This is a genomic window from Arthrobacter cryoconiti (genome assembly GCF_020905375.1).
GTDB lineage: Bacteria > Actinomycetota > Actinomycetes > Actinomycetales > Micrococcaceae > Specibacter > Specibacter cryoconiti.
Genome location: NZ_JAJJBU010000019.1, coordinates 143,644 through 166,489 on the forward strand (window position 1 = coordinate 143,644; position 22,846 = coordinate 166,489).

30 protein-coding genes and 1 pseudogene are annotated in these 22,846 nt (G+C 57.5%); 1 reads left to right on the forward strand and 30 read right to left on the reverse strand.

Going from position 1 to position 22,846, the window contains the following annotated elements:
• Nucleotides 1-6: 6 nt before the first annotated feature.
• The 17 genes and pseudogenes from terL to LOH53_RS10815 form a co-directional block, all read right to left on the reverse strand.
• The gene (gene terL / locus LOH53_RS10740; RefSeq protein ID WP_230067730.1) at nucleotides 7-1,548 is read right to left on the reverse strand and encodes a phage terminase large subunit; all 1,542 of its coding nucleotides are present in this window, start codon (nucleotides 1,546-1,548) and stop codon (nucleotides 7-9) included.
• 1,084 nt (nucleotides 1,549-2,632) lie between these two features.
• A complete protein-coding gene (locus LOH53_RS10745; protein ID WP_230067731.1) occupies nucleotides 2,633-3,202 on the reverse strand; it encodes an HNH endonuclease in 570 nt (189 codons plus the stop codon).
• A 206-nt stretch (nucleotides 3,203-3,408) separates the two neighbouring features.
• Nucleotides 3,409-4,236 carry a hypothetical protein gene (locus LOH53_RS10750; protein ID WP_230067732.1) on the reverse strand — a complete coding sequence of 276 codons (828 nt, stop codon included), beginning with the start codon at nucleotides 4,234-4,236 and terminating at the stop codon, nucleotides 3,409-3,411.
• A gap of 76 nt (nucleotides 4,237-4,312) precedes the next feature.
• Complete coding sequence (locus LOH53_RS10755) at nucleotides 4,313-4,867, reverse strand: hypothetical protein (RefSeq protein ID WP_230067733.1); 555 nt, start codon at nucleotides 4,865-4,867, stop codon at nucleotides 4,313-4,315.
• Nucleotides 4,868-4,915: 48 nt separating this feature from the next.
• Nucleotides 4,916-5,059, reverse strand: a pseudogene (locus LOH53_RS16940) (HGGxSTG domain-containing protein); the annotation flags it as partial.
• Nucleotides 5,016-5,729 (reverse strand): hypothetical protein, encoded by a 714-nt coding sequence (locus LOH53_RS10760; RefSeq protein ID WP_230067734.1) that lies wholly within the window; start codon nucleotides 5,727-5,729, stop codon nucleotides 5,016-5,018. The pseudogene LOH53_RS16940 and the gene LOH53_RS10760, both read right to left, overlap by 44 nt.
• A gap of 44 nt (nucleotides 5,730-5,773) precedes the next feature.
• The gene (locus LOH53_RS10765) at nucleotides 5,774-6,394 is read right to left on the reverse strand and encodes a hypothetical protein (RefSeq protein ID WP_230067735.1); all 621 of its coding nucleotides are present in this window, start codon (nucleotides 6,392-6,394) and stop codon (nucleotides 5,774-5,776) included.
• A gap of 418 nt (nucleotides 6,395-6,812) precedes the next feature.
• Nucleotides 6,813-7,082 carry a hypothetical protein gene (locus tag LOH53_RS10770; protein WP_230067736.1) on the reverse strand — a complete coding sequence of 90 codons (270 nt, stop codon included), beginning with the start codon at nucleotides 7,080-7,082 and terminating at the stop codon, nucleotides 6,813-6,815.
• Between the two features lie 154 nt (nucleotides 7,083-7,236).
• Nucleotides 7,237-7,836, reverse strand: a complete 600-nt coding sequence (locus LOH53_RS10775) for a nucleoside triphosphate pyrophosphohydrolase family protein (RefSeq protein WP_230067737.1) — start codon at nucleotides 7,834-7,836, stop codon at nucleotides 7,237-7,239.
• Nucleotides 7,837-7,963: 127 nt separating this feature from the next.
• The gene (locus LOH53_RS10780; protein ID WP_230067738.1) at nucleotides 7,964-8,314 is read right to left on the reverse strand and encodes a hypothetical protein; all 351 of its coding nucleotides are present in this window, start codon (nucleotides 8,312-8,314) and stop codon (nucleotides 7,964-7,966) included.
• 132 nt (nucleotides 8,315-8,446) lie between these two features.
• Nucleotides 8,447-8,671 carry a hypothetical protein gene (locus LOH53_RS10785; RefSeq protein ID WP_230067739.1) on the reverse strand — a complete coding sequence of 75 codons (225 nt, stop codon included), beginning with the start codon at nucleotides 8,669-8,671 and terminating at the stop codon, nucleotides 8,447-8,449.
• A 138-nt stretch (nucleotides 8,672-8,809) separates the two neighbouring features.
• Entirely contained in the window at nucleotides 8,810-9,037 is a 228-nt protein-coding gene (locus LOH53_RS10790; protein ID WP_230067740.1) for a hypothetical protein, read from the reverse strand.
• A gap of 91 nt (nucleotides 9,038-9,128) precedes the next feature.
• Entirely contained in the window at nucleotides 9,129-9,581 is a 453-nt protein-coding gene (locus tag LOH53_RS10795) for a hypothetical protein (protein ID WP_230067741.1), read from the reverse strand.
• Entirely contained in the window at nucleotides 9,578-9,802 is a 225-nt protein-coding gene (locus LOH53_RS10800; RefSeq protein ID WP_230067742.1) for a hypothetical protein, read from the reverse strand. The genes LOH53_RS10795 and LOH53_RS10800 overlap by 4 nt, the downstream gene beginning before the upstream one ends.
• Nucleotides 9,803-9,924: 122 nt before the next feature.
• Nucleotides 9,925-10,305 (reverse strand): VRR-NUC domain-containing protein, encoded by a 381-nt coding sequence (locus tag LOH53_RS10805; RefSeq protein WP_230067743.1) that lies wholly within the window; start codon nucleotides 10,303-10,305, stop codon nucleotides 9,925-9,927.
• 163 nt (nucleotides 10,306-10,468) lie between these two features.
• Nucleotides 10,469-10,846 (reverse strand): hypothetical protein, encoded by a 378-nt coding sequence (locus tag LOH53_RS10810; RefSeq protein ID WP_230067744.1) that lies wholly within the window; start codon nucleotides 10,844-10,846, stop codon nucleotides 10,469-10,471.
• Nucleotides 10,847-11,077: 231 nt separating this feature from the next.
• Complete coding sequence (locus tag LOH53_RS10815; protein ID WP_230067745.1) at nucleotides 11,078-11,515, reverse strand: hypothetical protein; 438 nt, start codon at nucleotides 11,513-11,515, stop codon at nucleotides 11,078-11,080.
• 29 nt (nucleotides 11,516-11,544) lie between these two features.
• Between LOH53_RS10815 and LOH53_RS10820 the strand changes: the two genes are divergently transcribed.
• Complete coding sequence (locus LOH53_RS10820) at nucleotides 11,545-11,748, forward strand: hypothetical protein (RefSeq protein WP_230067746.1); 204 nt, start codon at nucleotides 11,545-11,547, stop codon at nucleotides 11,746-11,748.
• Between the two features lie 144 nt (nucleotides 11,749-11,892).
• Here LOH53_RS10820 and LOH53_RS10825 read toward each other — a convergent pair whose 3' ends face one another.
• The 13 genes from LOH53_RS10825 to LOH53_RS10885 all read right to left on the reverse strand — a co-directional run bounded on the left by LOH53_RS10825 (nucleotide 11,893) and on the right by LOH53_RS10885 (nucleotide 22,829).
• A complete protein-coding gene (locus LOH53_RS10825; protein ID WP_230067747.1) occupies nucleotides 11,893-12,258 on the reverse strand; it encodes an HNH endonuclease in 366 nt (121 codons plus the stop codon).
• 3 nt (nucleotides 12,259-12,261) lie between these two features.
• The gene (locus tag LOH53_RS10830) at nucleotides 12,262-12,546 is read right to left on the reverse strand and encodes a hypothetical protein (RefSeq protein ID WP_230067748.1); all 285 of its coding nucleotides are present in this window, start codon (nucleotides 12,544-12,546) and stop codon (nucleotides 12,262-12,264) included.
• Between the two features lie 99 nt (nucleotides 12,547-12,645).
• Complete coding sequence (locus tag LOH53_RS10835; RefSeq protein WP_230067749.1) at nucleotides 12,646-13,623, reverse strand: DNA-methyltransferase; 978 nt, start codon at nucleotides 13,621-13,623, stop codon at nucleotides 12,646-12,648.
• Nucleotides 13,620-14,939 carry a helicase-related protein gene (locus tag LOH53_RS10840; RefSeq protein ID WP_230067750.1) on the reverse strand — a complete coding sequence of 440 codons (1,320 nt, stop codon included), beginning with the start codon at nucleotides 14,937-14,939 and terminating at the stop codon, nucleotides 13,620-13,622. The genes LOH53_RS10835 and LOH53_RS10840 overlap by 4 nt, the downstream gene beginning before the upstream one ends.
• Nucleotides 14,936-17,740 carry a DNA cytosine methyltransferase gene (locus tag LOH53_RS10845; protein ID WP_230067751.1) on the reverse strand — a complete coding sequence of 935 codons (2,805 nt, stop codon included), beginning with the start codon at nucleotides 17,738-17,740 and terminating at the stop codon, nucleotides 14,936-14,938. The genes LOH53_RS10840 and LOH53_RS10845 overlap by 4 nt, the downstream gene beginning before the upstream one ends.
• On the reverse strand, nucleotides 17,737-18,159 hold the full coding sequence (locus LOH53_RS10850) for a hypothetical protein (RefSeq protein ID WP_230067752.1): 423 nt from the start codon (nucleotides 18,157-18,159) through the stop codon (nucleotides 17,737-17,739). The genes LOH53_RS10845 and LOH53_RS10850 overlap by 4 nt, the downstream gene beginning before the upstream one ends.
• Nucleotides 18,156-18,539 carry a hypothetical protein gene (locus tag LOH53_RS10855; protein ID WP_230067753.1) on the reverse strand — a complete coding sequence of 128 codons (384 nt, stop codon included), beginning with the start codon at nucleotides 18,537-18,539 and terminating at the stop codon, nucleotides 18,156-18,158. Before LOH53_RS10855 ends, LOH53_RS10850 begins: the two co-directional genes overlap by 4 nt.
• A gap of 10 nt (nucleotides 18,540-18,549) precedes the next feature.
• A complete protein-coding gene (gene dnaN, locus LOH53_RS10860; protein ID WP_230067754.1) occupies nucleotides 18,550-19,632 on the reverse strand; it encodes a DNA polymerase III subunit beta in 1,083 nt (360 codons plus the stop codon).
• A gap of 162 nt (nucleotides 19,633-19,794) precedes the next feature.
• On the reverse strand, nucleotides 19,795-20,538 hold the full coding sequence (locus LOH53_RS10865; RefSeq protein ID WP_230067755.1) for a hypothetical protein: 744 nt from the start codon (nucleotides 20,536-20,538) through the stop codon (nucleotides 19,795-19,797).
• On the reverse strand, nucleotides 20,535-20,960 hold the full coding sequence (locus LOH53_RS10870; RefSeq protein ID WP_230067756.1) for a hypothetical protein: 426 nt from the start codon (nucleotides 20,958-20,960) through the stop codon (nucleotides 20,535-20,537). Before LOH53_RS10870 ends, LOH53_RS10865 begins: the two co-directional genes overlap by 4 nt.
• The gene (locus LOH53_RS10875; protein WP_268251095.1) at nucleotides 20,957-21,274 is read right to left on the reverse strand and encodes a glutaredoxin family protein; all 318 of its coding nucleotides are present in this window, start codon (nucleotides 21,272-21,274) and stop codon (nucleotides 20,957-20,959) included. The genes LOH53_RS10870 and LOH53_RS10875 overlap by 4 nt, the downstream gene beginning before the upstream one ends.
• A gap of 92 nt (nucleotides 21,275-21,366) precedes the next feature.
• On the reverse strand, nucleotides 21,367-21,819 hold the full coding sequence (locus tag LOH53_RS10880) for a single-stranded DNA-binding protein (RefSeq protein ID WP_230067757.1): 453 nt from the start codon (nucleotides 21,817-21,819) through the stop codon (nucleotides 21,367-21,369).
• Nucleotides 21,819-22,829 (reverse strand): hypothetical protein, encoded by a 1,011-nt coding sequence (locus LOH53_RS10885; protein ID WP_230067758.1) that lies wholly within the window; start codon nucleotides 22,827-22,829, stop codon nucleotides 21,819-21,821. Before LOH53_RS10885 ends, LOH53_RS10880 begins: the two co-directional genes overlap by 1 nt.
• Nucleotides 22,830-22,846 lie beyond the last annotated feature (17 nt).

Sequence of the window (22,846 nt, forward strand, 5' to 3'; positions counted from 1 at the left end):
CTTCAATTAGACGGGGCTGATACTCCAGCCCTGCTCGTTGTATGCGTCGTAAACGTCTGGCTCCACGTACTCGTCATCAGCCGCCAGGAGCGGCATGAGGAGGATGCGGTTGATGGCCTGCGATAGCGTGTCGATGGTGTCGTCGTGAGCGCCGTTTGGGAATGCTTTGGCTTCCTCAATGAGTTCCTCCACATTGGGCAGAAGTTCGGCCGTCGGCAGGATGATGTTGCCGGAGAATGCGAGCGGTGATACCGCGGAAGCCCTGGCGTACTTGCTGCCCTCTGGTTCGATGGGGATCAGCCCGACGAGCTGGGATTGTAGCGAGTTGATTGCCGCGGTGCCATTGGCCTTGTCTTCGACGAACTTCGCTATGGCTTCCGGCCACTTCGCGGACATGGCTTTGATGGCCGCTAGGGTGGCGTTGAAGTTCATCCGCTCCCGCACCTGGTCTAACAGGTATGCCTGCACCCCGACACGTAGCCAAACCTGCCCAACAACGAAGTCGCTGGTTGGTTTGTCTTTGAATGTGAGGTCCCATGACTGCACGAGTTCGTGGTCTTCACGCCCGATTCCGGGGACACGCCGTGAACCGTCTGGATGCTCGATCCACATCGACTCCGAGTATCGGCGCCATTCTTTCGGGAACACGTTTCCTGTCTCCGGGTTGGGTGAGCCTTGGTAGAGCGCGGAGAAGTCGCGGGGCCCGGCCTGTACCCGGATCTGCTCCCACTCGGCCGGGGTGCGTGGCTCCCCGGTCTTCTCGTTGGTCCTGGCTGAGCGCATCCATTCACCGGGTTGGCGTCCAAGCGGATCGGTTTCACCTGCGTCAGGGTCGTGGTGGGCTTGGGCCGGGATGTTGATGACCCGCCACCGGGCCTTGTCAGGCTGTGCGAGTAGGAACCCTGCCATGTCGTCCACGTGCCAGCGGGTAAGGATGAGGATGACGGGGGCGCCGGGGGCTAGGCGGGTTGATCCGACGGAACGCCAAAAGTTCTTGGCGCGCTCCCGAAACGTCGGGGATTCGGCTTGTTCACGGTTAGACACTGGGTCGTCGATGAAGAGGATATCGGCTGGTTTGCCTGTGAGGCCGCCGGTGAGGCCAACAGCTTTGACCCCGCCTTTGTGCCCGTCGAGCCTCCAGCCGGAGGCGGCGCCGTTGTCGGCGCTGATGCGCAGCCCGAGGTCGAGCCCGCCTTCTTGGCCTTGGTTGTCGGTAATGAATTTGCGGATGTCACGCCCGAACTCCATGGCGAGTGAGGCACTGTAGGAGACGACGGCGATGCGACGTTCAGGGTTGCGGGTGAGGAACCAGAGCGGCCCCACCTTGGTAACCCTTGTGCTCTTTCCTTCCTGGGGTGGCATGGAGATGATGAGCCGGTCGCAGGTGCCGTTCTCAACGTCGATCAACGCTTGGTCGATTAGGTCCAGGGCAGCTGTCTGAATCGTGGACGGGTCAACGTCCTTCGCCAACTGTCCGGGGGAGTCCCATCGTGGTGCCGGCGCCGGGTCGAACATCTTCGCCGCAGCCTCAAACCAAGAGACAGACACGGCAGCCCCCAGAATGTCAGAGCGTGCCGCTATGGTCAGGGCAAGCGCAATCAGCGTTTAATCTATGAGAGGAACACTATGAAAACCTACGACATCGAAAGTCACGGCTCTCAAAACTGGGAGGTTGAGGCACACAAGTACTCATTGACTGACGGTTACTTCAACTTCTTTGGAACGGGAGAGACTAAAGTTTTCACGATTTCGTCAAGCGTGGTCCAGTCCGTTCGCGTAAGGCCTGCCAGTAAGTAGGCGATGGCGTCATGACGCCCGGAGACGAGAGTCTCTGGGCGTTTTTCATTGGTTTGTGCCTTGTTTTTGCTTCCGGTATGCGTGGCTTGTTCCGGTGGTTGTGTGCCTTGGCTTTGCCGGGGAACCACAGCGGGCCGGACTGTCCAAGGTCTTGGCCCTAGCTCGTCGGTTTCAGCCTGACACGGCGTCGGGCTCTGTTGACTGGGAAGTTAGGCGGTTGCAGCCCCTCTCGCTGGGGCGACGTTCTGGCCGTGCGCGTTTTGGTGTTCTTATCATCACGCTTCCAGCATTTAGTTCTTGGCCGCTGTTCCCTAGCTTCCGTGTGACGGTCAGATATGTAGGTTTGTGTGCCGGCGATTCTCATCGAGCGGCGTGCGCTTGACCCTGCGCGGGAGATACGGTGACCACCTTTCAGTGAGTTTTGTATCTATCCCATCTGGGCGGTAGCGGTGCCCTTGTGGAAGTGTGTGCCGTCTGTGAGTGCCGGACGGCGGCGGCGTTGCGTGCTTGGGGTCACGCATCTCGTGGGATGCCAAGGCTTCGAACCTTGGTGGAGCCAACATTCCCAATGTGCTTGCGCGGTGTCGGGGTTCTCGCTTCCCTCCCGGTGGCGCATGAGCCACTGGGCTATTCAGTTATGCCCTGACCAATCCGCGGGTTATGAGGGTTCCGCAGGGGCGTCAGGGACGTTTGATTGGTGTTGGCGCAGGACCGATCATGCGGGGAGCGAAAGGGTGCACCCGGCAAAGCTGTAAACTCCCCTGGCGTGTCCTTGCCCTGCGTGCATGAATGATCCATTGCCGGGTTTCAGGGTTTGACGCCAACAACCAAGAATTTAGGCGACGCGGTCGGCGTCGTTGTGGGTGAAGAGTTCGTTGCGTTTGGCAATGACGGCCAGTTTGGCTAACAGTCGATCCTCGAAGTATCCAAGCCTATGGATGCGTCCATTGTGACCGACCGATGCTTGCCATCTGTTGCGGCGCTTGTCCCAGTGGACTCCGCGCAAGCCTGAACTCTTATTGGCAGCGCTTGATACCGAGCGGTTCTCACCGTTTTGCTTGTTGGTAAGGAGCCGTAGATGGTGCACATTGACGCATGGCGGGTTCCGACATTCATGGTCAAGCATCAGTCCCACAGGGACCTCACGCCCCGAGAGCGTCCATGCCACGCCGTGGGCTAGCTTCATGCTGCCCTTGAAGTAGAAGACGCCGTAGCCGTCCTTGTTTACCGATTTGGTCCAGACGATGCATTCGCCTTGCGGCTTCGTCTTCTCATCGAAGCGTTCTTGGGCTGTCTTCGCGGTAGCCCTGCCGGTCTTCTTGAATCGCGTGTAGTGCGACTCGCAGAATCCGAGTGCGTTGTGCTTCTTCCCACACTCATCAACTGAGCATGTACGATGTTGCATGTAGTCACTCCCTAAAGTGATTGCCACGTCCCCGGGTGTTATCGCACCGTGGGGACATTCTATTTTCTGATTGATTCAGGCTTCCCGGAAACAAAAAATGCTGAGACCATTCGAGATGGAAATATCAGCATGGTTTCACCGTACCCTCAAAACGCTCAGCTATCAAGCGCTACACGTTTTTGTACCATGCGGTACTGGTTATCTGGTTATGCCGCGATCGGTTGAGCGTCCAGTCTGGCTTGTTTCTTGAGCTTGGTTTGTGCGGCTACGCGTTCGCGTTTGGCGACCATTGTTTGGTGGACGTCGTACACCTGTTTGAGTTGGTAGGTCTTGGCCCCGTCGTCGCTGATGCAGGAGATGAGTTTGTGGCGGGCCGCCCAGTTCTCGGCGTCCTTTGGTTTCACGAATACGTGGAGGGTGCGGAGCGCCCGGATGATGTGGGGCAGTGGTGCGGTGACGTGCCAGGCTTCGCTGATCATCCACTGGTGCTGGGTGGCTGCTTCGAACCGTTCACGACATTCGGTGCACCTGCCCCAGCGCGCTCCGGCGATGGCCCGTACTTTTCCGGGGCATTCTGTGGAGTGGTGGCCGAGGCTAATGCGTTCCAGGGAACGGTCGGTGGCTTCTCTGCACTTGTTGAGGGATTCTTCCAGTTCTCCGATCAGGTCGGCGGCCCAGTCCATGCCCCGGATGAGTTTGATCTGTGCTGGTTGTCGCATCCATGTTGCGAGGATGTGGGGTTGGGTGGATGCTGGGCGCATGGCTGGGATGTGTTGGGCCCACCCTGTCAGGATTGTTTGGAGCGTGTAACCGATGTCGTGGGCGTCAAGGTTGAGCGGCTCTACTGCTGATGCCGCGCCACCTAGGCCGACACTTGCCGCACCGACGTCGCGCCGCTCGAGTGTGATTTGTAGGTTCGCCCACACGTCCACGGTTTGTTCAAGATGGTATTCGAGGGTGGTGGTGCAGTCATGGCAGAGCCGTATGCCTGACGCCAACATTGCCCCGCAACCACCGCATGGTGTTCCTGACATGTTTTGCCTCCAAAGCATCCGAACCGACACCACAATTCTACCAAGAGATAAGCGTCTATCAGACTAGTGACGCGGGCTATTCGAGGCTGGCAAGAGCACGTAGTTCGCGTGGAACTATCACCGGCACTTGCTCCCACTGATCGGGTGTGAGATTGAGGGCGTTCAGGATCCTTTGCAGGACGGCCGCCACTAGTTCGCCTTGGGATTCGGCTAGTTTTATTTTGCGTTCCTCGATACCGGCCCGCAGTGCGAGGGCGGACACTTTGGCCAAGTGTTCGCGTTCTTTCATGTACAGCACATACCAAGTGTTGATGCCTGCCTGCTCAACAACGGTTTGGCCGGCATCATCACCACCGGACTTGTCCCGGTACTCGGTTTGCCCCCACACGAGCGCGTGGGCGCTGGGGTTGGCGGATTCGTTATTGGCTTCGGTGAACTTGGTGTCGCCATCGTCAGTGAACTCGTACCGTTCCTTGGTGCCACGCACCAATGGTTGGCCCTCGGTGAGCTCCTGCACTTTCCCGCGCAACCACTGCACATGCGCGTACGTCCAGGAGATCTCTTCCAACAATGCCTTGGCCGGGTCAATGTCCCGATCCTTGATGCCCAACGTGACGACTGCTTTGCTCATGATCTCCATCGCTTCCTGTTCAGCAATACGACGAGCCGCCGCGGCCTTAGCCTGGGGGGACGCCCCACCATGGTTCTTGCAACGGGTGCCGCCCTTCAATGGGGCGGCGCAGCATGGATTCCCATCGCGCTTGCGAGCCCCGCAAACGCTAGGCAATGTACTGTCCTCGGCGCTCCGCCAGGATTCCTTCAATCTTTTGACGCTGTTCTGGCTGGACTTGCCAAGCCTGTAGCTGGAAAAGATACCAGCCGACAAGCTCGTCTAGCTTTTTGGATTGTCCGTCAGTGGTTAGTTTGCTTTCCATTTTGGTGGGGCCATCGATCAGTTCAGACAAATGCCTTTTTGCCAACTCATCCCTGAGCGCTCCGTCCCAAGCTGAGGTAAGTGCTCTAAATTCTGGATTGATTCGGTGAAGTTCCATTGCCCAAGAAACCCACGCACTTGATGCGGCCAAATTCCGAATCATGAAGTCATCCGGCTGATCTGACGGACCCAATCTTTTGAGCACTCCAGCCATACCCAGATTCGTGACAGCCGCATAGTAGTCCGCAAGTAGTGCTCTTTGTCGGATCTCGGTCGCCAGTTGGCTATTTGCTTCGATGGCATTTTGGGCGGTCGTCTTGTTGTCCACGAGTTGGCGCTCCATGGTCTTTAGAGTGGCTTGCGAGGAATTCCAGGCCTTCCAGGCAAAGAAGGCCAGCAGAAATGTCGCACCTACGGTTGCCCAGGCGCCGAACATCGTCCAAAGGTCGAGGTACTCAAGCGGTGGAATGCTACAAGATAATGAGGTTGGCTCGACCGAGTCTGGAGTTATCTGGCAGGTTAGGGTGTCGATAGGCATCATGCCATTATTCTCGTTCATCTTGGGGGCTGATATGGCTGTGCGCGAATGATCTCTCCATAGGCCTAGGCCCAGCCCTTGATGGTTTCAATGACGAACGGAACGGCCAATGCACCAAATGCTAAGAGGATACCGAACTTGGCAACGAGAGAATTGAATTTCGACTGCTTCTCTTGGACGGCTTCGCCTTGCTTCCTTCCTCGTTCCATCTCGACAAGCATGGCTGCCATTAGTTTCAGGTTGTCTGAGTCTTGAAGCCTTTGCGCTGCGGCTTCTTCGCGATCGGCTGCCATCTCAGCCATGGACTCTTCAATGTTCCGTGTGGACGCGATCATTGGATTGATCGGAATCTTCATTGGCTGGGGTGCGTACGAGGGGCGGGAGATCCCTTTCAGGAAATCACTTGCAACATAATTCTTACCTAGTATTCCATTGACGCTCATTCCCTCGGTGAACTTGAGTAAGGGTTGAAGGTTGAGCTTGAAGTTTGCGTCGAATTCGCGGTATAGCGCTGTGGATGACAATTTGTATTCATCGAATTTTGCGTGCTCATCTGGAGATAGCTGGAGGTCTTCACCCTGAGCTTCCCGTTTCGTTAGGTCTCGGAAGTACCTGGCACTTCCTGGAATGATGGGGAGTTCTTTGTTGGGGTTTTCTTCTTCGGGGTTCTCATTGTCTGTAGTCATGGCGTCAGATTATCCGAGTTCACCGGTGTTCGTGTAGACCATGTGGGTAGCCTGTGGATAACTCTGCACGTCATTGCTTCCAGTCGCGTTCGTAGTCATGGATGATCTTCCCCTCTGTTGTTATCCACTGGTGAAAATAGATATTTGGCCACGCTAGATCGTCCGTGTTGGCTTGGGCTTCGGTGACCGTCGCGTGCCGGGTGGGCCACCCGGTGATTGATTGTCCATAGCAAATTTAATCACCTTCCAGCCATTTGATCCCCGGTCGATTGTGCAACACCAAAACTGTGCGAGGCACTTGGAGGAATTCTGTCGCATCCCAATTTTCCTCGGTTACGTCGGATTGGCGTTCAGACCTGCGCATATAGAGGTGTTTTCCGTTGACCATGCCGCAGTATTGGGCGGTGCCGCAAACTTTTCATCTGCTGCCGGGTGTTTCTGGTTCTTTGACGGTGCCTTCGTGCACCTCCACCTCGTCTGCCATCTCTGCGATGATGCGCTGGTCGGGCAGGAGCGTGATGGTGGTGCTGGTTTTTCCGAGCGCCCATGATTCACGGCCAAAGCTGCTGTCGTTGATGGTGTCGGTGTCATGCGCGAACCCCTGCAGTACGCCGGTGGCCTCGGTGTTCTTGGTCTTGACCGTGATGGTCTTGCCGATGTGGTTGCCGTTGAGTTCAGTCGCTTTCATGGCGCCTCCTTGTGATTTACGATGCTGGCGATGCGCAACGAGTCGCTGTCGTATGGGCCACCAGTGGGCAGAGTTAGGTATCGATCAACGGCCGTTTCGGCATCGTCTCCGTCAAGGCCTCGTTCAGCGCACTTGGCAATGATCTGAGCGCGGTTCACGGCGTCGCCCGTTCGATAGTGGCGGCACGGGCGCGGTCGATTGCTTCTACCCATTGGGCAGCGACAGCGGCAACTTGGATAAGCTCAGTACGTAGTGCATCCGCGCCATGCTCTGCGAACGCCTCCCCAACTTCTTCAAGGAGAATGTCAGCCCAAGTGACGTGACCGGTTGCTGCGTGACTATCCGTCACTTGGCGTGCCGTGTAAGCCAGCGTGCCCATGGTGACAGAGACTTTCTCATGCGGCTTTGGAAGTTTCACACCGTGCATGAAAGCCACGTCATCGCCGGTTCCGTTGGGATGGTTCTGCTCACCCCACTTGACGTCTTGCCGGTCACGCTCTGCGCTTATCTCAGCCAAGATTGCGGCGCGAGGTAGGTCCGATTCAGCTTTGGCTTGCGCTGCGATGATGGGTGCGGCAGCGGACAGCTCGGCAAGGTCATGCAGAGACAGTGTTGCGCCGTCCGTGTCCGGGTCTGTATGGACGCTGTAGAAGTTGTTTCGGTCAACGTCGTTCAGGCGCATGGCCTGCCGCACGAACTCGGCAACCCGCACTGCGGCTGCGTCCGGTACTGTGGCGTCCTGGTTCGTGGTCATTCGGTGCCTTCCGTGTTGTGACAGTTGCATGGACATGGTGTCGGATCTCCAAATATCGAACCCCAGTACATGAACCCTTGACAGTGTTCGTGCTGCCCGAGGCGACATGACAGGGTGAGGTCGGCGCTCATGCTTCCTTCTTCCATGCTGTGACAGTGCGGGAGACGAGTTCTTCAGGGTGTCCTTGCATTTGGCATTCGTCTACAATCCACCGCGCCGATGATTCGGTGGCGTGTGGCCTAACTGCCGAATATCCGACACGACGCACACCCCATTCTTTTTCGCCCGTCACTTTCCCGTATCCTGCGGTTTCGAGTGCGGCAGCAACATGCGCGGCGTGCCAGTCGCCCATGTCCTCGTGCTGGTCGTCCTCTTGCTGTTCATCGCCGCACTTGCACCCGAAGTAGGCGTCCCCGCTGTCGTCGTACTCGATGAATGCGTACTGGTGTGCGGTGAGTATGTCGGTCATGTCAGGCATTAGTTGATCCGTTCGTAAGTGTTTGGTTGGTGTTCTTCGCAGGGTTCAGACTCGGTAGGCATTCCGCAGGTGCTACATACCATTCCTCCGGGGAAAACGCTGTCGTCCCATACGTCCGGCGCGTCGGTCATGTCAGGCATTGGGGGACTCCTTGGGGTCTAAGTGTTCGTTGATGTAGTCGCGCAGATGTAGCGCTTCTTCGCGGGTGAGGAAGTCAGCGCCTTGCAGTTCTTCGTCGGCGCCGGTGAGCCGCAAACCGATAGCCGTACCGTTGAGTTTTGGGTGTCTGGTTGATTCCATGCGCGCAACTTCCCAGACGCCCATGCTGATCTTCACAGCGTCAGTGTGTGCGCTCATGCCCCAACCCCCTCGTGCAGGACGGTCGCGGGGAGGTTTACTCCTTCGGCCCCGTCCAGCAGCCACGGTTCCGCGTCATCTTCCTTGAGGATTCCGTACCATCCGTTCTTGTGAAGTTCACAAACATCCCCGGAGCCGTCAATCACAACACTTCCCACTGCCAGCGCGCCCAATTCGGCCACGGTGGTGATGGTGCGGGGGGCGGGTGTAACCAGCGGCGATCAATCCGTCAGCGATCCCGTATGCGTAGGCAATCTGTTTGGATAGTGCGATGTCCCATTCCCGTTCGGGGTTTGGTGCGTCGGCGTTGTCGGCCATGAAAATTTCTTTGGCTAGCTGGTAGCGCGGCGTGCCTACGGTGCTCATTTGCACTGGTCCATTCGGTCAAGGCGTGAGTAGGTGGGGTTGGGGTCGTCCGCGACGACGTGCCGGCCAATCCAGGCGCGGATCCGGGCCATCATTTGGTGGCCGCGTCCTGGAGTTCGATGATCATGTCAATGGCGGCCTGGGCGACGGGTGCGACCAGTTTGTAGCTGGCAACTGACGTGGAGAACCCTCGTTCCTGCATGAGCTTGACCGCCAGCTCATCCTTGCGGCGGGTGAGTTCGGCTTCGGCGGCGTCTTCGGCTTGCGCTTCGACGTGTTCGGTTAGGTAGCGGACGGCCCACATGTCGCGCCGGTCCCCAACGACCAGATGGGTTCCGCCGTGTCGTTGGATGCCGGCGGCTTTCAGGATGGCGAGAGCGATGCCGGGCGCATCGGCAGCCCGGATGTTCACGGAACGCCAGTCAAAGTCGCCAACACCGGCAATGGCCAGCTCAACATGGTCGCGGCCCGCACCAACAGTGCTGACGTGCAACCGGTGGCCGTCCGCGTTCTTGTAACCCCACCGGATGTTCTCGGCGCTCATCGTGCCACCGCCAAATATTCGGCTGGCATGAACAATGTTGCTGGTCCGAACTCTTCTACACGGCGGGCGAGTTCCTGGGTAGCCCATGCCCGGTATGCTGTGCGGTGCCCGGTAACTGCTTTGGTGCTTGGCCCGTGAACCCTGCGGAATGTGATCCCGTCAGCACCGACATGGACGGGGTGGGCGTACGCCGGGACGGTGGATGTTGCTAAGCTTTTCATTATCGAACTCCAATCAGTTCGGTCACGGCCCCGAAGCTAAGATGCGGAAACATCTGAACCTTGCGGGGCCTTTCGTGTCCTATCAGCCTATCTCATGTTGCTAGTAGAAATTACTAATGTCACTAGGTTTTTTGAGCAAAGGATTGGCCGCGCAACTCCGCTACCACCCGCCCCGTGTCAAGGTCGTTGGGCCGCCACACACCAGCATCCATACCGCAGGCTGTGAGCCCGTCAAGCCACTCAATCTGGGCTGGCGAAAGCCTCCCCTTCGAAGTCTTCAACTCCCTGTACAAGACCCTGCCGGCGCGCGGATTCACCAGCACCAGGTCAGGGAAACCCGGGACCGAACGACGGCTGTCATGGGTGTGATACGCGAGGCTGAAACCGTGAAAGCGAGCCAGTTTTAGCACCCCATCCTGAAACGGCTTCTCCAACATCGCATCCAACACCACCCGCCTACCCTGAGCCGCTGAGTGCCCCTGTACGGGCCTAGAAACAGTCAAGACTCACAACTACTAACATTAGTGCTCACAACCCGTAAGAATTGATTTTTGGGCCGCAGGGGAGGTGCTGGGCTTGTTGTGTTGGTGTGGGTCCGCTGCGTGCCGGGTTGTTTGGCGCCCCGGCGCAGGGTAATCCCTAGTGTCTCATTTTTGGTGGTGTTTTTCATGTGGGTTGGCCTGGGTTTCTGTTTGTGGTGTGGTGTTTGCCGATCATGTTTGCTGGTCGGTCCCCGCATTTGATGTCTGCGTGGCAGCTTGAGCAGTTGTGGGCTGGTTCTCCGATGTGGTCTTCGCATTCTGGTGGTTTTGGTAGGCGGTGTTTGGTTTCTTCGGGCCAGAATCGTGTGTCGATGAAGATGATGCCTGGTGTTTGTGCGATGGGGTCCCGGGCTGCGGTGACGGCTGCTGTGGCGATGTCTGCGAATTTGGCTGGGTGTTGCGCGTTTTTTTCCAGAATTGTCATGAGCGAGGTTGTTGACCATCGTGGCCGGATCTGGTTGAGCAGTGCGGTGAGTGTTTCGGCTTGCGGTTTGGTGATCATGGTTCTCCTTCTTTCAATCAGTTGTTGCGGACGCTCGCGTTAAGTTAGGTGACGATTGATTGAGAACTTTTCACCATCTTCTTTAAATGTGAGTAGAGACTTAGGTGAGATAGAGGACTTACGTAAGTAAGTCTCTTAACTCTGCCGCTCTCTTGCCGGGGTGTTTGCCGCGGCAAATGACCGGCAATTGCCGATACTTTTGCCGCTTTTGCCGCTCCAGTTTTGGTGTGTTTATGGCCCAAGTTCCGCGTGTTTCAACCATTCTTCGCCGTCACTTGCCGCTTGCTGGCAGTGCCCGCAAATTTCCACATAAATTTGCCGATTCTCGTGGTTGGTCTTGTGGGCACCTTTTTGGCCTATTTTTGACCGCGTTTCGGATATGTTCGCGTCGTCCGTTTGGTGTTTTCCGTAGTCGTGTAGCTGGTAGGTTCTGGCGTCCATTTTGTGGATCAGGTCGCCGTCCATCAGCTCCTTTAGTGCTGCGTCTCCACGGGCCTTGCAGAGCCTTGCGGACAGTACGCCACCCTTCTGTTGCTTCTTGGCCTTGAGGATCAACCCAAGGTGCAGAAGCTGGCCCGCGTCCGATAGTTCGTCAATCTTCGAGTTGTCGAAATAGTCAACGTCGATCTTGGCCCAGAAACGCCGGTCCTTCTCTTCCGCCTCTGCCATGAGTCACCTCCCTCTGTCATAATTGCGACATGGCTAACTTTTCCAACCAACTGACTTTGCACTTCTCCGAGGAAGGGTCTGGATTCTCCGTCACAGTTGAAGACCTTGAAACTTTCATCAAGGAAGCGAAGGCCAGGGGCGCCGAGTCGTCTGACGAAATAATTCCTGAGCTGGACAACCATGATGAGCTGAACTGGTTCACCTTGTATCTGTCTCCTTTCACTGCAAGCTAGACTCCAAGCCATCTAATAATCTCCTTCCTTCGTTTTGCCGTTCGCATGTGATGTTGTCTAACGTAAAGATTTCGGCGCCAACCTGGCTTAGTTCCAGTACTTTGCGGTGGTCGCGGAATCATTTGTCGATCCTGAGCTGTGGAATTACTGCGTCCTACCCTTCTTTTTGTGGCAGGGAAAGCAGAGTGTCTGTAAGTTGCTCATTTCATTGGGGCCGTTATCGATGTACCGGACAATATGGTCTACTTCAAGATCAGTTGTGGATCCGCAGTGAAGGCAGCACCCGTCACGTTTGATAACTGCGGTGTGCGTCGATTTGCTGAGCGGTTTTGTCCTCTTCAGGTTTGATCCACTGGTCAGTTTGTAAAGAGGGTTACCGTCAATGTCTACAGCTTTGAGTACCGCTGATTCCTGCGTGACGAGTGCCTTTATTTCTTGCTTTCGTTTTGACTTCCAAATGTCTATCGGCGTCACGCCATCCCATGGCGGGAGATCGTCGATGCGTGCCATTACTTAGGGCACCTCTGGTCCTGGGTTGTGTGCGCCGCAACTGGTGCAATAGTTTGTTGCCACCGGCGAGGCTAGCGCTGGTGTGTGTCCGATATATCGGGCCATTACAACGCATCCGTCCGTGTACGATTCGAATTCTTTTGGTGGGCGGAATGCTGCGCGGCGGCCGTTCTTGATTTGGTGTGCTGCCGCCCAGGCGCCGGCCTCGGTGTCGGTGGTGCGTACCTTCGCCCAGGTTCCCGGGTGCTGTTTTAGGTGGGCGACTAGTGCCGTGTATTTTACGTGCATGGCGTATGTTCCTTCCTATCCTTTGACCAATACTAACAAGCGTTGCAAGTACGAAAAACAAGTAACGCTTGTTTGATGGTCAAAGAAAAATTGCTTAGTTCAGGCGGTCTCTGCGAGGTCGAACAGTGGCGGGACGTCCATTGCGGATTCCAGGTCAGTTAGGTTTTTTACTGCGGTGCGCCAGTATGCTGGTTTGAGTTCGCACCCAATGGCTTTCCTGCCACGTTTGACGGACTGGTAGAGCTCACTGCCAATCCCACCGAACGGGGTCAGTACGGTTTCGCCAGGGTTTGACCATAGGCGCACGCAACGATCAATGAACCCGAGCTGCAGCGGGGCAATGTGGCGTTCGTCTGCGGACTCTTTGGCAACCTTGGTGTTGAGTGTTTCGGTTTCTTTGATGCCGAGCCATACCGGGCTGATGTTGCCGTCGTCCGTGAGCCATCCACCGTCCTCGTGGTCGAACCAGATGGGGCTTGCCCAATCAATCCAATCATCATTGGTGACTTCGCCGGTTCGGGCATCATTCTTGATCGGCACCGCATTGTCGCCCGGCTTTTTGAAGATCAGCAGGTAGTCAGCCAGTGCCGGCCGGGTCGTGGCGCTGTCCCGGTTCTTGGTTTGGAATGCTAGGGCGTGCGCCCTGGTACGGATTGACTGGGCTTGCGGGTCTTTCCACACGGTCACTTCACCATGGAACTGCCATCCCACATCCTGAAACAGCCGGATAACGTCGCCACGGAAGTCGGACAGTCCCATGAATCCGTGCGTGGTTTTAGTGGTTGTCAATTGTTGTACGTGGATACATGCGTTGCGGCCGGGCTTGGTGACTCGCAGCTGGTGTTCAACAATGAACCGGTAGTGCTCAATGAATTGGCCGCGGCTCGAGTTGTTGCCGAGGTCGCGCATGGATGGCGAGTAGGTGAACAAGGAGTCGAACGGCGGCGAGCACACCGAAAGGTCGATGCTGTTGTCCGGGATTTCTCCGAGTCGTTCGCAGCTGTCTCCAAGCATGAGAGTCCAGTTGTCGCCGATCGCAATGTCGGTGGTGTATTCGTCCATGTTTTCGTTGCTCATGAGTGGTTCCTGACTTTCTTCATTTCATCCACCAGTGCGGCGGTGATGGTCTTTGACTGGGTTTCTTTGCTGGCAATGTTGCGGGCGATTTGGCCCTCCAAGTTGGAGAGGATCACGTTTGCTACGACGACTCGTTTCTGTCCGTAGCGGTAGCATCTGCGGATTGCTTGGTAGTACTGCTCGTAGGAGTCGGAGAGTCCGACGAACGCCATGCGGGCGCAGTGCTGGTAGTTGAGTCCTTGCGCGGCGATTCCTGGCTTGGTGATCAGTATTTGAATGTCACCGTCCGCGAACCCCAGTAGGGCCGCTGCCTTTTCTTCGGGGCTCATACTGCCGTGGACGTTGACGGCGCCGGGGATTGCTTTCGCCAGTGCTATTGCTTCATCGTTGAGCCCGCACCAGATCAGCCATGGCTCAGATGGTTCGGATGCCACGAGTTCGGCGGCCCGCCCAACTCGTGCGGCGAGCGTTTCTTTTCGGATTGCGGCGCGTCCACTCACCCCGCCTAGATCGGTGGCGAATAGTTGATCATCCGGGGCGCTGTTCACATCCAAAAGGTGGGGCACAATTTCGAGTCCTGGCAGGATGTAGTCCCCGTCCGCGTACCCCATATCTGATGGGGTCCGGATGGCGAGTGCCCATGTTGCCATCCATGTGATCATTGGTAGGCGTGCGTGGCCCTTGAGCCGCCACCCGTCGGCGTCGTGCACAAAGTAGGCGGCGAGCATGTTTACGCGGGTTGATCGGCCCAGAAACTCGGCCTGGCTGGTTAGTTCCTCTGGATCGTTCGGCGCCGGTGTTGCAGTGCATGCGAGTCGGTGGGGGACGTTCTGGAATTGTGCGATTAGTTGGTTTCTGGTCGCGCCGGTCGAGTTTTTGAGGATGGATGATTCGTCAAGTACGACGGCGTCTAGTGCGTCCGCGTTGAACCGCTCCGACATCTCATAGTTGGTAATGTACTGGCCGGTTCCGGTGAGTTCTGACTGGTCGCGCACATAGGTCATGGTGATGCCAAGTTTCGCGGATTCACGGATGGTTTGTTGGGTCACAGCGAGCGGCGCAATAGTGAGTGCGGTGCCGCCAATGAGACGCGACCATTCGGCGGCCATGAACGTTTTGCCTAGCCCGGTATCAGCCCAGATCGCTGCGCGAGATGTTTCGACCGCCCACTTCACAATCTCTTTCTGCCAGTCATGCAAGATCGGGTTGATCTCTGACATTTCAACGGTGCGCCCAGTAGCTTTCGGCGCGGACGACTTGGCATCCATGAACCGCTGATACGCGGTAATGGTCGGGGCTTCCATGGTGGTGGTCATGCCGCTAGATCCAATCCTTGGGTGAGTGAGAGCGCGGCAACGATGAAGAGGTCACGGGCCGCGGGTGGGGTGACTGCGTTGCCTGCCTGCTTGACCTGTTCGCGTTTGTTGCCGGTCATGATGTAGTTCTTGGGGAATGCCATGCCTGCACTGATTTCGTAGGGTTCGAGCATCCTGAATTCGCAGTCCTCAACCTCGGGCACGGTCCATTCGGTGATGCCTGCATGGTTTCCGCCAGCGCTGATGGTGCGTAGTGGGTCGGTGATAGGTGCGTTCGAGCTGGCCAGGTGCTCAGGGCTGGTTCCGCGCATGGTGGTAATTAGGGCATGCCGAGCAGTGGTGCTGATCGTTGGGATGGCCTTGGAGATTGGGAACACTTGGCCTTTGCCGTAGTACTCCATCAGCAAATTGTTTCCGGGAGGAATGATGAGGGACTGATGTCCCGCTGTAGTCAATGTGCCAAGCGGCTCAGATACCGGCTTTGATAGGTATGATTCCTGGCCAGCTGGAGCCGAGTTGTTTCTCATGATCAGCGGCGGTATGAGCAGCCCAGTTTCGTTGCGTGTGGTCTGGGTACGCATGACAGCATCAACGGGTGCAGCCTGCTTCCCTTCGCGGCCTTCAACTGGCACGAGCAGGGAGCGTGTGTAGCTTGTTGTCTGGGTTGCGAATGGTTCGCCCGTGCTGCTCATGATGTTTGAGCCGCGCACGGAGTCGAGCACGAGTCCGTGCTCTGTGGTTCCGGTCAGCGTGCGCAGTGAATCTGTGGTCGGCCAGACGCGGTAGTAGTCGCCTTTTCCTGTCGTCGCCGAGTCGTAGGTGTTCCCGGCGGCGGCAAGGTGCATTGGCTGTTTGCCGTACTTCGCGAGTCCGGCGGCAATGCGTGCCAGTGTTTTGGGTACGAGCGGCTTGGTCCGATCGCCAATGCGTTGCCCGCGCAGGGTCCAGTCGATGGCGGAGGATGCGGGGAGCCATCCGGGTTCCACGACGGAGTTGCGGCACTTCGTGTTTGGGCACCGGTAGTTGTATTGGGCCCGGTAGCGTCCCCAACGGTAGGCCGGGTTTTTCCATGACTGCACACACCGCACGGTCTCATCACAGCTTGGGCAGTGCGCGAGCGGCATGAGCAGGTCAAAGTTCGGGCGCCGGTTGCCTTTCAGCCAGAACATCACGTACATGCGGTCCCGTGACTGTGGTGCTGGGAGTCCGCCGAGCTGTGCGTGCATGGAGTTCATGTAGACGATGTGGTGGTCGTAGCCGAGCGCGTCCATGGCGAACAGCCATGCGTCGAACATTACCCATTTGGCGGCGTCAACAACGTTCTCGGTGATGATGAGCTTGTACTTGTGGACCTCGGCAAAACGAGGCACGTCCCACATGGTGGCGCGGGACTTCTGCGCGGCCTCATCCGCGATGCTGTCGCCGAACAGGTCCGGTTGGTTCGTGACGCGTTTCTTACCCTTGGCCACTGAGTGGTTCGTGCAATTTGCGACTACAATGCCGTCCAACACATAGGAGTGATCTTCTTCGACTTCGATGTTGTAGACAGTCGCAGTACCGACCAGCTCTTCAACCTTGCGGATACGAGACCAAACATGGCCATCCTCAACGAACGCCTCGGCTGCGCGATTCTCTGAGAGCTCAGGTTCCCAGTGGAGTATCCACTGTTGCTTGGCTACGCCGGTGCGCCCCTCGATGCTGTATGTGGTGCGGTTGTCGTATGCCATAGCTACGCGGTAACCGAGTGATTCGATGAGCATGCGCATGCTCACGGCCAGTGCGCGGGAGACCGTGCTGGCGCGGTGCCGGCGCTGAGTAATTCCACCATCAGCGGACATGTACCCGTCGAAGATTGCGCGGCGATCTTCTTCCGGCAACGACGCGGTCCATGCCGGAAGCTGCTTGTTTGCCGCACCGTGCCCGCATTGATCTGCAATCCAGCCACGGGATTCAATGCATGACGCGGTGAATACGACAGCTGTGCGTTTATCAGAACGGTGCCAGCGAAATCCCGTGCATTCCAGCACTGGCGCCAGGTCGTCAGCTTCGTGGTAACCACATGAAATTGTCACCTCATGGTTGCGGCCAAATGACATTGAACCGTCACCGAGCCATCGGCCTAGCAGCCACCAACCATCAGGCGAGCCACGGAACACCGGTGGTAGGTCCATCGTCGGCAGCGAGTCAGCTGCAACAGGGGTAGCCCACAGCGCCTCGTTGGCTAAGGTGCGTTCCATTCGCATCCAGTCGGCGACTCCGTAGCGTCGCGTGTAGCCGTTACCGTTCCATGCCCGGTCAGAGGACTTTGCCCAGAACCTATGGTTTGGGGTTACGACAATGCCCGGGTGGCCGGAGCCTGACGCGGTAACAACCTTGGCGTTGTTACGGTACTGGGTGCGCACAACGGGGCGCCAACGGTTCTTATGCGTCAAGACGACATCGCCAATCTTGATGTCATCGATTGGGACTTGGCCGCGGTTTGTTGTCACCAAATGCCCGGCAGTAAAGCACTCAGGTGACGCCCAAAGGATGTCGGAGCTGGCAATGTATCGCGGATCTGTCACCTGGATGTCGGCAAGCACATGGTCGGTGTCAGGATGGTTCATATTATGTGTCTCGATGGCGCGTGCCCAGTGGTTCATGGCGGTCTTTACTTTCACGCCGGGGACCTCGAGCGCGCCGGTGCTGGATCCGCCAGCCCCGCAGAACATGTCCGTGGCGGTGAGCGCGTTGTTTGATTCCTGCATGAACCGGATCAGGTCATCCAAGGACGACCTGCGCTCGAGGAGTGCGGTGCTCATTTGGTGTCCTGTTCTTGTGTGATCGTGGTCTTGGCGTCCTCAATGATTTGTTCTGGTTCGAGTCCGCGCTCGGTTGCCCATTCCCAGAGGAGCTCGCCGATTTCCCCGGATTGGTGGAGGGTGTCGAAGTCGCGGGCGATTCTGTCGGAGAGTCCTGGGGCCATGCCTTGGATGGTGCGGAGCAGGTCTGCGATGGCCGCTGATTGGATGAACGATTGCAGGTGCATTAGTGACTTGTACTGGACTACCTGCGCTTTATCTGATTTGTCTCCGGCCGGGTAGTTCATGTGTTCGCGCATGGTGTGGAGCCAGTGCTCTTGCTGTCTGAATGCTTCTTTGAGTTCGCGTTCGATGATCAGGTCGCAGGTGAGGACTGGTTCGGGCCACTCAATGCCGGGGATTGCTGGGGTTTCGGTCACGGTGTGCTCCTGAAATCGTGGGGGAGTTGGTCGCATGGTTGTTGGCGGCACATGGCCCATAGCTGGTTGCCGTGTTCGTCGTCGTGCCAGTCGGAGAGTGCGCGGCGGGCCGTGAGTTCATCTGGCTCGTCGACGTCGTGGCGGCTGGCTGATGACGGGCATTCGTCTTTGTGGTGGTAGCCGAGTTCTTCCAGGTCGTCGGAGTCGATCACGTAGTCGACTTCAACTTCCTTGGAGCCGTGTAGGGTGCGGGCGCGCTTGAAGCGATATTCACGGTCTTGATCTTCCAGCGGCAACGCCCACAGTGCTTTGCGTTCTACTTCGCGGGCTGCTCGTGTGGCAGCCTGGGCTTTCTTGAATTCTTGGGCAGGATTTTTCATGGCCTCGTCCCTATTTCTCGGGGAGTCGGACTGGCATGAGCAAGTGTTTTGGGTTGTCACTGCCGGGCGGTGTAAAAAGTGTTGGTTTGGGTGAGGTGACGAACCCGAGTTGTACGGTGTTACCCGGCATTGTGTTGAGCGTCCATTGGAGGTAGCCGGGGTTGTAGGCGACCGTGATGGGGTCCCCGTCTAGTTCGGCGGCAAGTACTTCGTGGCCTTGGGCGTTTTCGCCGGTCCCGGCGTCGACAATGATTTGTCCGTCAGTGATGGTGAGCCGTACTGGCGTGTTTCGTTCGGCGACGAGTGAGACGCGGCCAACAATGTCCAACAGTTCGGCCCGGTCTACGGTGACTGTGATGGGTATCTGGTCTGGGAACAGTGACCTGATCTTTGGGTAGTCGCCGCCAGTAATCAGTGATGTGGTGGCCCGGTTCCCGGAGCGCACACCGACCATGGTGTCGCTGATGAGCAACTGCGTTTCGCCCGCAATGTTTTTGGCAACGTCACTAAGCCATGGTGCCGGGATGATCGCATGGAAGTCGTCACCAGACCACGGCAATGACGCCTCAGCTAAGCGGTAACGGTCTGTGGCGCGTAGGAACAGTTCCCCGTTTTCGGCGGTCAGTTCTACACACATGAGCATGGCAATGCTCGGGTCCGTGGATGCCGCCCCAGCGACCTCACTGATGGCGGCAGTGAACTGTTCAGCATCCAAGGTGCCAGCCGGTTCCGGTAGTTGTGGGAGTGCCGGGAAGTCAGCGTATGGCATTGCTGTCATCGTGTATTTCGCTGACCCGACCGTGATGTTTGCCCGGGTGCCGTCAACTTCCACGGTGAGTGTCTTGCTTTTGAACTTGCGGGCAATGTCGGTGAACATGCGGGCCGACAACAACACGTGCCCGGGCTCGTCCACGATGGCGGATACTGTGGCGCGGGATGACTTCTCAAAGTCGAAACCGGACAGGCGCAGGGTGGACTCAACGGCATCGATGAGGATCCCTGACAGGATCGGGTTAGGTGGTCGCTGACTGATTGATTTTGAGACGTACATGGCAGCATCGGCGAGTGCGTCCGCTGGGATAGTGAACTTCATGGTGTCCTTTCAGAACTTTGGTGGGGTTTGGTTAGTCTGCGCAGCGGCAGTTGTCGCCGTATTGCAGTGGATGGTTGCAGGCCGGGCAGCTGATTACATTCACCCGGCGTGGCGGTATCGTCAGGCGCGGCTTCGGCGGGATCAAGGCGAGTGTTGGGATGGTCACTTAGCGGCCTCAACTCGGTCGATGATGCCCTGGACGAGTCGCTGACCTTCTTCGTCCACCAGTGCTGTTGCCAGGAATGCTGCCTTCTTGACGGCGTTGTAGGTGCGGATTCCGGCGACAATGGAGGCCATGCAGTATTCGAGGTGCCACGGGTACTTTGTCCAGTCGTTGTCCCAGAGATCTTGGTAGTGGCGTTTTGGTGCGACACCTTCGTGAATGATGTCGTCTACGGCGTCGTTGCAGCCTTCGCGGTGGTCGGTGTTGTGGAAGCTATGCCGGTCGAAGACGTTCTCCCGAATCGTTGCCCACCAACGCTTTGTCAGGTCGGCGTCCATGTCGCGGCTCGTATCCCAGAAGTCCTGGACAATCCACGTCTTGAATTCGTCGCCGTCGTGTTCTTTCAGTTCGGATCGGCCACGGCCCTTTTCTTTCTCGGACCAGTAGTGGGTGTTGATATAGCCGGTGAAGAACGTGAACATGTCCTCGACTCGGGCGAATGTGTAGGTGCCCATGTCGCCGTTGATGGTGAGGTGTCCGGGCCATGTGATGAGGTCGAACCATCCCCAGCCGATTTCAGGTGAGCGGAACCGCAGATGACGGTACAGGCCATCTTCGTGCAGAGTCGTCATTACGTGACCCTCGGTGTCCTTGTTGAAACGCCGGATGAGGCTGGCCTTGTTGTCGCAGTACTCGAAATCGTGGGGGGTGAGTCGCTGCAGGGTTGCTGGGTTGATAGTCATGTCGTTCTCGTTTTCAGCTGGTTTAGTCGATGTGTTTTGTCTGCGTCGGCCCAGTGCCGGTTGAGGCGCCTGCGTTCTGGCCATGTGAGTTCTACTGCGCGTTCAAGAACTGATGTGACGCGTGCCGTCGGTGCCGTGTACGACTCCATGGTGTCCTCCGTGGACCGGGTCACTGTGCCGACTGGTTCAACCCGGTAAAGGTCGCCGTAGCCGTAGAGGCTTGCATGAAATTTGGCGTAGAGACGATTCGGGGTGAAATACACTTCGGAGCGCTCGGATGGTCCGTCAATGCCAAGGTGAGTTTCACCGATCGCCCTCGCAGCACACCACTCGCAGCCGTCATGCTGTTTACGTGAATGACCGGGTTCCAACAAGTCCCCGGGGCGTAACCCGTCAACGCCTCCATGAAAATAGGTGTTCATGCTGCGTCCGCGATTTCTGTAATGAATTTCTTGATGTTGTCAGGTCGGAAGCCGTGCCAGTCAATGTCGCCGTCGATGGTGGAGACGTACACAACCGGCGCGGACCTATACCCGAGGCCACCATCTACCTTGTCGCCAGTCACGTATGCCAGGGCGGCATCGTCCTTGGTAACATCGACCTTGGTGTACACAATCCCGGCCTTGTCGAGCATGTTGGATGTCAGCTTGCACTGGGAACAATTCGGTTTTGAATAGAGGACGACTGCGACGCCGTCACGGGCTTGGATGCGGGTAGAAATGTTGGTGATAGTCAAAACAAAAACTCCTGTCGTGAGTGGTTACGCCGCCCAACACTAGATACGTTGGGCAGCGTAAACCATTGGTTTTATTGCCGGGTGGGTGGTGTCTATCCCCAGCCGTTACCGGACTGTTCAGGTGAAGCAGTTGGCGACCATGCCCCACCGGTACGGTTAGCTGTTCCCTCCCCGCTCCCACGTGCTGACCGGTTGACCTTCGTTGTGGCCGTCTTCAAGCTCGGCCCGATCTCGTCGACCTCCAACTCCATGACAGTTCGCTTCTCGCCATCCTTGGTGTCATAAGTGCGTGACTTGAGCCTTCCCGAGACGATTACACGGCAACCCTTCGTCAGGGACTCGGCCACGTTCTCCGCAGCCTCACGCCAAATACTGGCCCGGAGAAAAAGGGTTTCGCCGTCCTTCCACTCGTTGGACTGGCGATCTAAGGTCCGCGGGGTCGAAGCGATGGTGAAGTTCGCAACCGCACTACCTGATGGGGTGAAGCGAAGTTCCGGGTCACTCGTGAGGTTGCCAATTACTGTGATCGTTGTTTCGCCAGCCATTATTTGCCACCTGCCAACCATGCGGCATCAGCATCAGCATCTGGATCAATCGGCGCGACCGGTTGCGGACCCGCGCCATTGAAGAACTCGATCAAGTCCGCTGCCTCGGCCTCAGTGAGGTCTTGGAACCCCCCGAGCTGGCGCCCAACCTGCTCCTGCACAGCCTCGGCCTTCGCGTCATTCGTGGAATGCCCGGCAGCTTTCAACGCCACCACCAAGTGTGTGATCTGCTCCGGGGTGGCCATCGCTGGTAGGTCATCCTCCGGTTCTGGCTCCACCGCCACTGCAGGCGCATCGTGCACGACGTCGGGCAGGACTGGGACTGGCTGCTGGCGGCGCTGCACCCTCGCCTTCGCCGGGGCGGCAGCAGCGGCCACGGGTGCTGCCGTCTGTAACTCGCCCATATCCTCCAGCTCGGATTCCTCCACGCTGTAAGCCGAGATACCGGCGAGTACTTCCGGGAACATGCGGCGGCAAGCCTCCGTGGCAGCCTTCGCATACAGCATTTCCTGCGGGTTGGACGCGTACTTCGGGTTGGAGGTGTATCCCGCCTTCTTGGCACGGGCCATGTCCCACGTGAACTCGTGCCACTCTGTCTCGTTCTTGTGCCGTGCCCGAACGGTCACCGACTCGGCGTTAGCTACGGTCTGGTCGAGCTTATGGCCATGGGATTTGACCAGGGCGACCATGGACCGGGCATACATGGCAGGGGAGCCGTGCACGATGAACATTTGCTGTACCGCCTGGAACGGGTCGTACCCGATCGAGGCGCCCGCCAGTATGATCGCCGTGACGTCAAGGGCCAGCTCCTCGGTGGTCTTGTAGTTGTTCTTGGACTTCAACCGCAGCGGGGCGGGGACGAAGTTGGAACGTGCCATGAAGTTGGCGATCTTATTCGCGTGGCCAAGGGCGGTGACCCAGCTTTCAAGGCTGGCTACGCCTGTCACAGACGGCAGCTCTGGCATGGCAACCGCGGCTGGCGCGGCCTGGGGAATTGAGACTTCGGTCATGATGTTGGTTCCTTTTC